Consider the following 13,495-nt stretch of genomic DNA (forward strand, 5'->3'; position numbering starts at 1 on the left):
ACTCCAGCTTGAGTCTTTGAAATATTTACATTATGACTTTTAATCTGACAAGTTTTTCTTTGCTGTTATCTATTATAGTAGCACAATTATAACGTGTCAATAACACATTTTTGAATATTTTCTTTCTCTAAGATACAAATGTAATTTTTATCTTACATCTCATTTTTATATTTTTATGAAAGTACTCTAGTCAAGGACATTTTTATGTATTTTGTACATATAAAAAATACACAGCAATGTACTCTGTATCATCGCTGTGTATTTTATTCTCTTAAGGATTTACTTTTTCTTTAAATGTTTGTTTTCCATCTTTAAATTCAATAACTACAGCACTCTTTACTGCATCATGCGTTTCATTTAATGTAATTATTCCAGAAACCGCTTGATATTCTTTTGTTTTTGCCAATTCATCTTTAATTTTTACGGTATCTTCACTACCAACACGTTTAATCGCTTCAATAATCATCATCGTTGCATCATAAGATAATGCAGCAAAGGAATCTGGAACTTGTCCATATTCAGCTTTATAAGAATCAACAAAAGTTCTAATTGCTGGGCTGTTATCCTCTGGAGAGTAATGACTTGCAAAGTATGTATTATTTAGCGCCCCATTTCCTGCAATTTCAGGTAACTTTGCACTATCCCAGCCATCACCACCAAGAACGGCACAATTAATACCAAGTTCACGCGCTTGTTTAATAATCATCCCAACTTCCTGATAATATCCAGGTACAAATAAAATATCCGGATTTGCAGCTTTAATTTTTGTTAAAGTTGCCTTAAAGTCTGTATCTTTTGCGAGATATGCTTCTTTAGAAACAATTTTACCGCCATTTTTTATAAAAGTTTCTTCGAAAAATTGTCCTAACCCTTTTGCATAATCACTAGAGTTATCAATATATAATGCAGCGTTTTTACCATTTAGAGATTTAGCCGCAAAATTTGCCATTACAGAACCTTGGAACGGATCAATAAACGCCGCTCTAAATAAATAGTCACGAGTCTTACCCGTTTCAGGATCCACTGTTACTTTTGGATTGGATGCAGTAGGGCTGATTGCCAATACTTTACCGTCCATATTTACTTGTGCACCTGCAATTACACTAGAAGATGCAATTGGAGCAATTACAGCCAATACTCTATCTTGTGTAATTAATTTTTGCATTGCATTTGCTGCCTCTGCCGCTTCTGATTTATTATCCGCTACAACTAAACTAATTTGTTTGCCAAGCACGCCACCTTTTGCATTGACTTCTTTAATTGCCAATTTGGCGCCATTTGTTGCCGACTGACCAAACGTAGCATTCGTTCCTGTCATTTCTAAGTTCGCACCAATCTTAATTGTATCGCTGTTTGATGCCCCACCGCCACAACCTGCAACTGCCAAAGCAAGTACACTTGCTGTTAAAGCTGCACAAACTGCTTTTTTCACTTTTCCAAAAAACATGAAACTCCTCCTCTTTGTCGCCTACAAAATACGCCTAGCCTGTACAAATGTATCGTGTGGCGTTTCAATTGTTTTAATTGTAGAAGTCTAAAGATAAATTGTCAATACTTCTATTAACGCACAAACGCACCATTTGTCCCCTTGCAGTGGACGTTTCATAATCTAATTTACGAAATTCCTAGAAAACAGTCCACTCTGTAAACTTAAAAAAATTATTAATTTACTTTTTATAGAGAAAAAAAGTGGCAGAAAAATTCTGCCACTTTGCATTTAATCCAATCAATTATTTGTTTGGATTAATCTTTTCTTTAAATACTTTTTCACCATTTTTCATTTCAAGAACAACCGCACTCTTTATTGGATCATGCGTTGCACTCATTGTAATAATCCCTGTACCAACCTGTAAATCTTTTGTTTCTTCTAAAGCTACACGAATTTTTTCCGGATCATCGCTGCCGGCACGTTTAATTGCATCAATTAACATCATGCCGCCATCGTAGCCAAGAGCGGCGAATACGCTTGGTTCTTGACCATATTCAGCTTTATATGCTTCAATAAAGCTTTTTACGCTTGCATCATTATCCTGCACGGAGTAATGAGAGCTGAAATATGTATTGTTTAGTGGGTCAGCACCAGCAATTTCAGTAAGTTTGGAATCATCCCAACCATCTGTACCAATTAATGGAATGTTAATACCAAGTTCACGTGCTTGCTTAACGATCTTGCCAACTTCTTCATAATAAGCTGGGATAAAAATAACATCAGGATTTCCTGCTTTTAATTTCGTTAATGTAGATTTAAAGTCTTGATCTTTTTGTAAGAAAGCTTCTTGTGCTACAACTTTGCCACCTTGCGCTTCGAAAATCTTTGTAAATACTTCCGCCAAACTCTTAGAATAGTCAGAACTTGCATCTACATAGATTGCCGCCGTTTTTGCATTTAATGTTTTCGTCGCGAAGTTCGCCATTACTTCCCCTTGTAACGGATCAATAAAGCAACTGCGGAAAGCATAAGGTTTTACTTTCCCATTTTCAACTGTAATTTTAGGATTTGTCCCCATTGGTGCAATTAATGGAATTTTATTATCTTCCGCAATTTGCAAAGTCGCCAATACATTTGAAGTTGTAGCTGGCCCAACAACTACTTTTACTTTATCATTAGAAATCAATTTTGTTGTTGCATTTGCTGCTTCAGAAGCTTCTGATTTATTATCCGCAACTACAAGATTAATTTGTTTACCAAGTACACCACCCTTTTCATTGGCTTGCTTAATTGCTAGCTTAAGCCCATTAAGACCTTGCGAACCATAGTTAGCAACTCCACCTGTCAATTCAAAGTTTGCTCCAATTTTAATTTCACTGCTATTGGATGCTTGATTACCACCACATCCAGTAAATATTGCGCCCATCATCGTTACACCTAAAGCTAAACTTGTGAGTGCCATGAGCTTTTTTCCCAATTTCATTATAAATCCCTCCCATTATAAATCCCTAGTATACAGACTCTTACGTTCCGGTCTGTATGACCATGTGACTATTATAGTTTACACGATTTACAATAGTCAAGTATTATTTTTATATTTTTGTATATTGTAAATGTACATTTGTTTTTATTTAGTGCAAGAAAAAAGGCCTACGAATATTATTCCGTAGACCCTTAGCTTTATTAAAAATGTAACTTAGTTATCTAAAATCAAACTACACCATGGGCAATCATAGCATCCGCCACTTTTTTGAAACCAGCAATGTTAGAACCAACAACTAGATTTCCCTTGAATCCATATTCTTCCGCAGCTTTTGTGGAGTTTTCATAGATATTTTTCATAATATCTTTTAATTTATTATCAACTTCTTCAAATGTCCAGCTATAACGCATAGAATTTTGCGACATTTCAAGCGCAGACACTGCTACACCGCCAGCATTTGCAGCTTTTGCAGGAGCAAATAAAACGTCTTTTTCTAAAAAATAATCAATTGCATCTAGTGTTGATGGCATATTTGCACCTTCGCCAACAGCAAATACACCATTTTCCACAAGTACTTTTGCAGATTCTAAATCAATTTCGCCTTGTGTTGCACAAGGAAGCGCAACATCGCACTTAATCGTCCAAATACCCTTACAACCTTCATGATACTCCGCATTTGGACGAGCTTTTATATATTCAGAAATTCTAGCACGTTTAACTTCTTTAATTTCTTTTACAACATCAAGATCAATACCATCTTTATCGTAGATATATCCATTAGAATCAGAGCAAGCCACCACTTTAGCACCAAATTCCTGCGCCTTTTCGATTGCATAAGTAGCAACATTTCCAGACCCAGAAATCACTACTGTTTTACCTGCTAAAGATTCATTTGCATCTGCAAGCATATGTCGAACAAAGTATAACAACCCGTATCCAGTTGCCTCTTTACGTGCCAAGCTTCCCCAGTACCCTAAACCCTTACCAGTTAAAACACCAGCTTCATAAGCGTTTCTGATGCGTTTATATTGTCCAAATAAATAGCCAATCTCTCTGCCGCCAACGCCTATATCCCCTGCTGGTACATCTGTATCTTGACCAATATGACGAGATAATTCCGTCATAAAACTTTGGCAAAAACGCATAATTTCGTTATCAGATTTTCCTTTTGGATCAAAGTTAGAACCGCCTTTACCACCACCGATTGGCAGTCCTGTTAGAGAATTTTTAAAGATTTGTTCAAATCCTAAGAATTTAATAATGCTTAAATTCACACTTGGATGTAAGCGCAATCCACCTTTGTATGGACCAATTGCACTGTTAAATTGTACACGATAGCCTTTATTCACTTGAACTTTGCCTTGATCATCCACCCAAGGAACTCTGAACATAATCACGCGTTCGGGTTCAACAATGCGCTCTAAAATAGCTTGTTCTTGATATTCTGGATGCTTTTCTACCACAGGTGCGATAGAAGTCAATACCTCTTTAACCGTTGCATGAAACTCTTCCTCACCTGGATTATCAGCAATTACCTTATCAATAATCTTTTGTACATACATCATGTTTTTCCTTACCCCCAATTAAAGATTCAATACCCTACATTTATATATTATTACTTTCCACAGTAAAAATTGTCAATATATACATCGATTGTGCATTGTATACATGATTTTTGCCTTTATTTTGCATATTTATGCTAGAAAATTATTTTAAATTTTTAGTATTAGAAATACGTTTAAATTTGTTCACATATTGAATGTAAAAACTTAGAAGGAGGTGAGGCAAATGGCAGTAAATAAAGGTAATGGAGCAACAAAGTTAATTCTCAAAGTTCAAACTGGAACAAATAAACTCGGTAATCTCGTTTATACGTCAAGAACTTTCAGTAAATTCAATCCATCAATCGCTGATAACGATTTATTCTTAATCGGTGAAGCGATGGCAAGTTTACAAAAGTATCCGCTTACATCTATCAATCGCCAAGACAGTTTTGCATTAGCTTCGGAATAAGCATGGCATTAAATGAAATATAGAAAGGAGGAATGATCTATGGCAAAAACATTAGAGATGGTTTTCAAAACTGAAGCTGATAAAGAGCTGAGCATCAGTTTAGCCGAACCTAGGGACAACTTAACACGTAGTGAAGTTGAAAGCGTAATGAATCAATTGATTGCGAAAAACGCAATTGCTTCTACGAATGGAAAGCTAGCTGCAGTCGCTGATGTAAAGATCCGTACAACAGATAAAACATCTTTGTTATAGTAGCCAAAATAAGCCGATAAAAATCAATGATTTTTATCGGCTTATTTTTTATTTCTGGGCTAAAAAATTCATCCGTTTCTTTATTTTTAAAGCAAACTCATGCGCTTCCAGTAAATTGGTTGCATCGGGATGAACAGCAGCCTTCTGCCAGCGTTTCTGCGATTCGATGCTCGGTGCATGTGGATGATTGGCTGGTAATTTTGCTAAGCGGTCTAATAAGTTAGGATCAATCTTTCCCTGACTGGAAAAAGCCCCAACGATTTTGCAATTTGAGCCAAGGTATCGCGCAGCATTTGCTAAAGAAATCATCGCATGTTCTCCCATTGCCTCTGCCCCTAATGTTTGAAATAATACAATGGATTTCCCTTGTAGTTTAGCCAAAAATTCTCGTGCTTTTTTATTTGGCATTCCATATTCAACGCTATAGCCAAGAAAAATTACATCATAAATTTTCCACTCAATTTCATCATCAATACTCTTTAAATCCCCTAAATCGGCAATTGCAGAGTACATACTTTCTGCAATCTGCTTTGTATTTCCCGTTTTACTAGAGTAAACAATCAAATATTTGTTCATCTCACGACTCCACCTTATCGCAAATTCATCATTTCTGACATCATTGACATCTGCTTATTTTGGTTGTTTTCCGCTCCATAAATTGCATATTGCAAACCACATAAAATAGATCTTGCGATCCATCTCATCCAATATTTTCCGTGGGTTGTCAACATGATATCATTATTTTTACTTATACAGAGTCCTTGATTTTCCCATAATTTCATATAAGGTAAAAGTCCAGGCTTTAGTTCAATCGCATAACTTTTCTCTAGACCATCTAGATCTAAATAGCCACAGTCTAATTGTCCGCTTATCTTTGCAAATAGCGAAGAAAAGTGATCGCGTTGAAATACCATCGCAAAAGGCTTTTCCTGCTTCTCTACCTTTTTCTTGTATGCATTTAAATCGCGTACTTGAATATATTCCAACTCTCCAATACTGCCTCCGGCTCCAGCACCAAAAGCAAAAATATCACTGCCATTTTTGGCAAGTTTATTATAAAGGCTCTTATCTTTTTCGCCGCATGTAAAATGGCAACAACTCAGCTGCTGCCAAGCATTTTCCTTCAAATAGCCTACTCCTCGTTCATATAATTCCATTCGCTCATCTGCCGCTGGGCACGGTGGATATGCTCCAGTTTTAAGCTTTTCTTCCAGTATGGAATGAGGAAAACGTTGCAATTTATATAAATCTACCCCTGTAACATTGCATTGCAGTAAGAATTCCAAATCCTTTTGCCAATCTTCCATAGTTTGTCCCGGCAATCCATAGATAAGATCAACGATGACATTTACCCCTGTTTGGGCAAGCGATTTTAGCTTTTCTACAATAACTTTTTGTTCAGCCGACCGTCCTAATTTACGTCGTAAATCCGTAGAAAACGTTTGAACGCCAAAGCTAAAACGATTTACACCATACTTTAAACAAATCGCTAATTTAGCCTCATTAAAGTCAGTGATATTACTCTCAAATGTAAATTCACAGCCAGATTCCAGTAAAAAAACTTTTCTTATTTTACTTAATAACCGTTCTAACTGATCTTCATTTAATGCACTAGGGCTACCTCCACCGATAAAAACTGCTGAAATCATCTGACTTTGATAGTACTCAAAATCTTCTATTATTGATAACTCTTGACATAGCAAATCAACATATTCCTCTTGCATTACTAAATCACTTGGATAGCCACAAAAATTACAGTAACTACAGCGTTGCTTACAAAATGGGATATGTATATATACCGCGCTTTTATTTTTTTTTGCTACCATCGTCGCCTGTTCACGAAAGCGAATTTGCTGTTTAGGCGGCATAATTGGTAGCAGATGACGCGGCGAGTATTGAAGTGTGCAATCATTAAATAACTCACTCATCTTTCGTGTTGCTTTTAGCCCGAATAATTCTTTATGATTTTCCAGTTGCATAAACTCAGCTAATCCATTCGTCAAATTCATCATGATATCTCTTTCCCCCAAATCCATCTTTCTTATCGCGATTCATTTTTCGGATATAATTGTTCTACCATATAGCGGACTGCTTCTGGATATCGCAACCCGGGATTGAGTAAAAATAAGTCCTCTGGTAAAAAGAAAACTTGTTTATTTTTTACTGCCCGCAACTCTAACCATGCCGGATTATTTTCCATTTCTGACTTAATCCGTTCAAGTGCGCCTCCGTTAGCTCCCATTGAAGTAATAAATAATACTTCAGGATCTTTTTCTACGAGTGCTTCCATGCTATATACAATTTTATCTGGGGATGCCATACCATTCATCTTTGCGATTGGCATATCCCCAGACTTAATTGCCAAATCTAAATGAAGTAATGCAGCCACACTTCCGGCGATGCTATCCTCCGTTTCTACGGAAATATCATTCATTGTCGTATGTAAAATCACTGTTTTCTTGCTAACTAATGGAACATTTGCTATAGCATCTTGGACACCGTTATCTAATTTTTTTGCCAAGTCTTGCCCCAAATCTGCATGACCGGAAACCAGCCCTAATAATTCACAATTTCGTTTTACGTCTTGATAAGTTTTCAGATTAAGTACAATCACCGGAATATGGTTTGCCTCCAATATTGGTAGCAAATTCTCATGCATTCCTTTATAAGCAATGACTAAATCAGGCTGTAAGCTCACTACAGCTTCACTGTTAATTCGATAAACAAAACCAACTTCTGCACTATCTTTATATCGCTTGGGAATCTGAGCTATCTGTGAGGTTGCCCGTCCGATAACTTTCCCCTGTACCTGATCCAAAATTTCTAGAAAGGATGGTGATAACACCACAATTCGTTCCGGTGTATTTGCCAATAACACTTCGCGATGATTATCATCGATGATTGTCAAGTTCTGGCTATGATTTTCCCCTAAAGTCAAAGATTCTTTATTCCCACATCCAGAAAACAATACACTAGCCGCAATAAATAAAATTGCACTAACCACTATTAATCCTTTATTCATACAACACTCACTTTCAGTCCTAACCAAACTAGAATTTGCAGTCGATTCCAACACGATACATTCTTCCATATACATCTTTATTATAATCATGATAATTGCCGAGATTATCTATGCCTAAGTATAGCCTTGCCCTCGCATCTAAATCTTTTTGTGCTAAGAAATTAACTACTGTAAATGTGCTATTTTCCATTTCTTTATCCCCCGTTGTAATATTGCCATCTTTGCTCGCCCAATAATCAATATTACTTACTACATCCAAGTTAAACTGCCAGTTCGTATCCTTCGGATGATAAAACAATCCTAAATTAAGCTGATGTCTAGGACGATCTTCTAGTCTTTGACTGCTTCCTTGATCTTTTGCATCTAAATAAACATAGCCAAAGTTCAAATCTACTTCATCATTCAATTGATGCTGGATTGAAGCTTCTATTCCTTGCATTCTCGCTTCGGGAATGTTTTTATACGTCATTAATTTGTCTTTTGTCGGTATTATACTGGAAACTAAGTTTCCAGCACTATCCACATATTTACCAGTCCAAGTAGATGTAATTAATTCTTTAACATCATTTCTAAATAAACCAAAATGTCCTGTTGTCTTATCATTCCAATCTTTTTCTAATGCTAATTCATAGTTCCATGATTTTTCCGGCTTAATATTAGGATTTCCCTGGAAATACTGACCTGGCCCGCCCATCGCGCTGCCTGCAAACATTTCCCAAGCATGATAAAGTTCATTAATCGTCGGTGTCTTATAACCTTGTCCCACAACAACCTTTAACCTAGTATCATCAGCAATGTGATAAGTAGATGCTAAATTTCCTGTCCAAGCAGAGTCAAATAAATTACTATGATCAAATCGTATGGATGGTATAACTAGCCATTGGTCATTTGGACGAATTTCATCCTGAAAATACAAGGAAACATAGTCAATAGATGCTTCATCACTCGATTTTTTACTATTTAGATCGGTTTTTATTCTCGTTCCTTCCGATTTATCTTGTCTCCATTCAAAACCAACTGTAGCCAGATGCTTATCGCCCAGTTGCCAACTGTCTTTCCCTTCAAGGACATTAATTGTACGATTCACCCAATCGAAACTATTTAATGTATAAGGGATAGTAACAATATTATTGCGTCGTGTCTGTTTATAAATAAAATATTCCTTTTCATATTTCGACTGATATGCTCGAACCGACCAATTTTGTTTATCATCTTCACCTTCATAGTTCAGCGATAAATTCGTACGTTTATTTTCATTTTTATTAATTTTATCTGATTTTGGCATCATTGGATGATAGGATTGCCCCGCTTCTGAACGCTGTGTGTCTTCGTTCAGTCGTCCGAAATCAAAACTTAAGCGATTCCCATTTTCAGCCGTATAGGTCATGCCAAAATCAATATTTTGCTCTTTGCCAAAATAATTATTACTTGTTCCTTCATTATCTACATAGAATGGTTTACTATCATTATAACTTCCCGATATCTTCCAACTCATATTTCCTTTCTCATTAATATCTTGATAAAAAATACTAGTTGTTGGACCTGCACTGTCACCATGTTCATAAAGTGAATAATCATAATTAATTGAACCTTGCTTTTTCATTGGCTGTCGCATGATAATATTGACAACGCCGCCAATTGCATCGCTTCCGTACAACGATCCGGCAGAACCGCGAATAATTTCAACACGTTCCACATTATCCATATTGATTCGATCTATTTCATGCGCATTGGCTGAGTTATACGAAAGTTCTCCGCTCATCCGTTTGCCATCAACCATAATTAAAACATGTCTTGATTCTGAGCCACGAATTCTCACTTGTGATCTTCCCTGAAAATCCTTCCACAAGGTCACCCCTAGCGCATTTTGCAAAACATCCCGTAACGTTCTAGATTGTCGCTTTTCAATATCTTGACGTATGATTACTTGTACTGTGGTAGGAACTTCTTTTACTGTCTGATCAGTCCTTGTCGCAGTTACAACAACACCATCTAGATAAAATTCATCCAATACTTCTTCATTTGCCCAAGCAATCTCTGTACCGATTGATAATTGCGTGCCCAATATCATTCCACAAACAATCGCCATCCCGATTGCTTTCTTTTTTTGGCTATAATGTTTCATCCCCGATTTATCCTCCTAAAAATTTCTTAACTACACAATCCATCTTACTAAAAAAAATCTGCCTCTTCGAAAAGGCAGATTTCAATTATCAGCAAATAAAAACATAAAAACCCAGCACGAAGCTGGGTAAAATAGCAATATAAATGCTGTTATTTTATCCCCTCCCTATCACTCGTAGGTTGTATGGACTGAATGGATGGTCACATTGACTTTGAATTGTTCTATCCAACAGTTAACGCAGCATCTAATCTCCATATTCGGTGATTGATAAACAGGCAGTTCTCCTGGCTTTAAATCATCGCTCATCCAAACCTTCCCAAAGTTTTCACCCCAGTGGCATATCTTGGACTAACTCCTTATTACAGTGGCGGGACCGCGCCGGCATTGAACCGAACTTCCCTATTAAGCCCTCACGGGCACCTGTTCCCTTCAATATTTAGTTTTCACATCATTTCAATAAATTGCAAGAAATATTTTCCATGATAATACTTTATCATCATAACACTGCCCCTAAAGCATGTCAATAAATTACCTAATTTAATATTATATATATATTTCTGTAAAATTATAAATTATTGAAAAAGTTCTTTTTCAGTAAATAGAGACCTTAAGCATTCTTAAATCAACCTTTTATTTAAGTCTCACTTTTATCAAAGGGTCTATCGCTCCAAATGATTATGGCGACGCTTTTTTACAAGTTACATCATCCGCTCAAAATAGCACTAAAAACATTTAATCTTTTTCACATAATTACTCTAACTTTATCGCCCTAACCCAAATAAGCCGACAAAATCAATGATTTTGTCGGCTTATTTTATTTTTATTTTCTTTTTTAATTCTTATTGTAGGTTCTGTACATGTTGATTTTCTCTGCATTTGCCTTCATTGTCCAGATACCGCATGGGCAAACGCCCGCGCAAATACCACAGCCAATACAACGCTCTGCATCGGAAACATATTCAAATGTACCGTCTGCTTTAACGACTTTACTAATTGCCTTTTCCGGACAGGATTCAAGACACATACTACAATCGCGGCAAGTACCACAGCTAATACAGCGATTGAAATCTTGATTTGCCGCTGGCAATTCGCAGCTATGACATTTTTCAAAGTAAGCTTTACTTATTTGTCCTGCTGGAATAACTTCCTTCTTCACTGCCTGTGCATATGCTTCTCCATTTACGTAAGCATCTGCTGCCATTGCAGCCTTCGCACCAGCCCCAATTGCATCCGTTAAACGACCAGGTTTCACTACGTCACCAGCCGCAAATACACCAGCCATAACACTCGTATCTGCACCTGGCACTAACCAATCGCGAAATTTGTTTAACCCTTCAGGTAAATAATCTAGGATTGGTGTTTCCCCAACCGTTACAATGACCATGTCGCCTTCAATGAATCTGCCATCCTCAGCGATAATTCCTTTATCTGTGATTTCTTTCGTCATTACAGGCCAAATGATATCGCCACCAAGAGATTCAAAATGTTCGATTTCCTTTTTAAAGGCTGCTGGCTTTTGCACATCAATACAAGTTACCTTTTCCGCTCCCATTTCATACGCATCAAGTGCAGCATCCATCCCGGAGTTCCCTGCACCGATAACAAGCACATGTTTACCTACTTTCGGATTTTCACCACGGTTCACTGCTTTTTGGAAGTCTAACCCTTTTACGACTTTTTCTTTTCCAGGCCATGGGAATACACGAGGATTATGTCCACCAGTGGTAACGACAACGGCATCACTAGCTGTTTTAATCTCATTAAATTTATCACTGTCCACTTTGCAGTTATTGACAAAGGTTACACCCATATCTTGAATGCGTTTTAATTCCGCTTCTAAAATTTCATGCGCTAACCGACTGCGTGGAATTACTTGCTCAAGCTTACCGCCCATTGCGGAAAATTCATCATATACCGTAACATCATGGCCCTTTTTCGCCAACTGCCAAGCTGCGCTTAATCCTGCTACACCGCCGCCGATAACAGATATCTTCTTTCCAGTGCGCACGGATGGTTTCTCTACTTTTATGTGGATAGACTCTCTGCCAAGTGCACCAATTTGAATCGCTTGGTCAATGGATGCACGGCTACAGCCTTCCATACATGGATTTGGGCAGACACTGCCACATACTGATCCAGAGAACGGTGTATATTCAAGTACTAATTTATATGCTTCTTCCACCTTGCCCTGACGAAGTAAATTGTAACGTTGTTGCGTCGGAATTCCAGATGGACAGTTAAATTCACACGGCGCCGCATATTTTGCATTGTCCCAAGCTGGAACGCGCTGACGATAGATTCCTGTCACAACCGTAGAATTTACAATGAAGTCATCCATGCATACATCACTAAAAATGCCACCTTTTACCCATTCGGTCGTCCGATATTCATTTATGCTCTCCAGTGCTTTTGGTTTTTTTTCATCAAAAGCAAGTGGAAGAAGTTTTTTCCATTCCTTCCATTTTGTTAATTCCGCTCGAAGTTCAGGCTTTTCTATTGCTCCCAGAAAATCATCCATCTTACTTTCTAGATAAGCAATATCCTCTGCATCCAAAGCTGTGATTTTTACTTCCTGAGACATTCCTTTTGCTTCGCCTCTAAAATAAAGCACACCGCCAACCATACCTATACAAGAACGATCACCAAGTACAGACTCAAACTGCTCACTGTCATACCCACAAACAACAGCTTTACCGCCACCCATAAATTCAAATGAAAAACTGCCGACATTTTTCAGCACCCATAATTCTGGTGCATCATAAAGTGGATCATGTTTCATGAGTGATCCAGAACGCGTCCCGGCGCGACCGCCGATATAAATCGTCCCGCCTGCCGCACAGTGTCCAGCCGTATCACCAGCATCACCTTTTACAACAATTCTACCGCCGGCATTCAGCCAACCGACATCGGCAGATGCCGAGCCTTCTACAATAACTTCTGTATGATCAAGACACATGGACCCAACGCGTTGACCTGCGTTTGTCACACGGAATGTTAACTTTTTCCCCTCCGGATGCCATAACGGACCGCCAATATCATGTTGGCCGGAAGCCGCCACAGCAAATTCTGTTTCTCCGTTTGCTAAAGCCTCACTGATTGCCAAGAGCAAATCTTGCGTCGACATACGATTGTGATTTTCTAATGTATTAATTTTAAACACTTAGCTTCCCT

Annotated in this window: 10 protein-coding genes and 1 riboswitch; of the genes, 2 read left to right on the forward strand and 8 right to left on the reverse strand. The window is 37.6% G+C overall.

What is annotated here, in order from left to right:
• Positions 1–271: 271 nt before the first annotated feature.
• The 3 genes from P3F81_RS12675 to gdhA form a co-directional block, all read right to left on the reverse strand.
• Positions 272–1,447: an ABC transporter substrate-binding protein gene (locus P3F81_RS12675; RefSeq protein WP_147669450.1), complete on the reverse strand. Its 1,176-nt coding sequence runs from the start codon at positions 1,445–1,447 to the stop codon at positions 272–274.
• 283 nt (positions 1,448–1,730) lie between these two features.
• On the reverse strand, positions 1,731–2,912 hold the full coding sequence (locus tag P3F81_RS12680; RefSeq protein WP_147669448.1) for an ABC transporter substrate-binding protein: 1,182 nt from the start codon (positions 2,910–2,912) through the stop codon (positions 1,731–1,733).
• A 227-nt stretch (positions 2,913–3,139) separates the two neighbouring features.
• Positions 3,140–4,477: an NADP-specific glutamate dehydrogenase gene (gdhA, locus tag P3F81_RS12685; protein WP_309320490.1), complete on the reverse strand. Its 1,338-nt coding sequence runs from the start codon at positions 4,475–4,477 to the stop codon at positions 3,140–3,142.
• 223 nt (positions 4,478–4,700) lie between these two features.
• Between gdhA and P3F81_RS12690 the strand changes: the two genes are divergently transcribed.
• A complete protein-coding gene (locus tag P3F81_RS12690) occupies positions 4,701–4,925 on the forward strand; it encodes a DUF1659 domain-containing protein (protein WP_147669445.1) in 225 nt (74 codons plus the stop codon).
• A gap of 39 nt (positions 4,926–4,964) precedes the next feature.
• Positions 4,965–5,177 carry a DUF2922 domain-containing protein gene (locus tag P3F81_RS12695; RefSeq protein WP_147669443.1) on the forward strand — a complete coding sequence of 71 codons (213 nt, stop codon included), beginning with the start codon at positions 4,965–4,967 and terminating at the stop codon, positions 5,175–5,177.
• 48 nt (positions 5,178–5,225) lie between these two features.
• Here the strand turns inward: P3F81_RS12695 and P3F81_RS12700 are convergent, their stop codons facing one another.
• The 5 genes from P3F81_RS12700 to P3F81_RS12720 form a co-directional block, all read right to left on the reverse strand.
• The gene (locus P3F81_RS12700) at positions 5,226–5,753 is read right to left on the reverse strand and encodes a flavodoxin family protein (RefSeq protein ID WP_147669441.1); all 528 of its coding nucleotides are present in this window, start codon (positions 5,751–5,753) and stop codon (positions 5,226–5,228) included.
• 14 nt (positions 5,754–5,767) lie between these two features.
• Positions 5,768–7,189 carry a heme anaerobic degradation radical SAM methyltransferase ChuW/HutW gene (gene hutW, locus P3F81_RS12705; RefSeq protein WP_309320491.1) on the reverse strand — a complete coding sequence of 474 codons (1,422 nt, stop codon included), beginning with the start codon at positions 7,187–7,189 and terminating at the stop codon, positions 5,768–5,770.
• Between the two features lie 29 nt (positions 7,190–7,218).
• Positions 7,219–8,253, reverse strand: a complete 1,035-nt coding sequence (locus P3F81_RS12710; RefSeq protein ID WP_309320492.1) for an ABC transporter substrate-binding protein — start codon at positions 8,251–8,253, stop codon at positions 7,219–7,221.
• Positions 8,228–10,324, reverse strand: coding sequence for a TonB-dependent receptor plug domain-containing protein (locus P3F81_RS12715; RefSeq protein ID WP_147669435.1), 2,097 nt, complete (start codon positions 10,322–10,324; stop codon positions 8,228–8,230). Before P3F81_RS12715 ends, P3F81_RS12710 begins: the two co-directional genes overlap by 26 nt.
• Positions 10,325–10,581: 257 nt before the next feature.
• Positions 10,582–10,763, reverse strand: a riboswitch (cobalamin riboswitch).
• Positions 10,764–11,156: 393 nt separating this feature from the next.
• Positions 11,157–13,484 (reverse strand): FAD-dependent oxidoreductase, encoded by a 2,328-nt coding sequence (locus P3F81_RS12720; protein ID WP_309320493.1) that lies wholly within the window; start codon positions 13,482–13,484, stop codon positions 11,157–11,159.
• Positions 13,485–13,495: the final 11 nt, after the last annotated feature.

The organism is Selenobaculum gibii (genome assembly GCF_030273445.1).
Lineage (GTDB): Bacteria > Bacillota > Negativicutes > ICN-92133 > ICN-92133 > Selenobaculum > Selenobaculum gibii.

Bases quoted from the DNA above. Each gene is read 5' to 3' on its own strand.
- P3F81_RS12675 (WP_147669450.1), bottom strand. From the start codon at position 1,447: ATGTTTTTTGGAAAAGTGAAAAAAGCAGTTTGTGCAGCTTTAACAGCA.
- P3F81_RS12680 (WP_147669448.1), bottom strand. From the start codon at position 2,912: ATGAAATTGGGAAAAAAGCTCATGGCACTCACAAGTTTAGCTTTAGGT.
- gdhA (WP_309320490.1), bottom strand. From the start codon at position 4,477: ATGATGTATGTACAAAAGATTATTGATAAGGTAATTGCTGATAATCCA.
- P3F81_RS12690 (WP_147669445.1), top strand. From the start codon at position 4,701: ATGGCAGTAAATAAAGGTAATGGAGCAACAAAGTTAATTCTCAAAGTT.
- P3F81_RS12695 (WP_147669443.1), top strand. From the start codon at position 4,965: ATGGCAAAAACATTAGAGATGGTTTTCAAAACTGAAGCTGATAAAGAG.
- P3F81_RS12700 (WP_147669441.1), bottom strand. From the start codon at position 5,753: ATGAACAAATATTTGATTGTTTACTCTAGTAAAACGGGAAATACAAAG.
- hutW (WP_309320491.1), bottom strand. From the start codon at position 7,189: ATGATGAATTTGACGAATGGATTAGCTGAGTTTATGCAACTGGAAAAT.
- P3F81_RS12715 (WP_147669435.1), bottom strand. From the start codon at position 10,324: ATGAAACATTATAGCCAAAAAAAGAAAGCAATCGGGATGGCGATTGTT.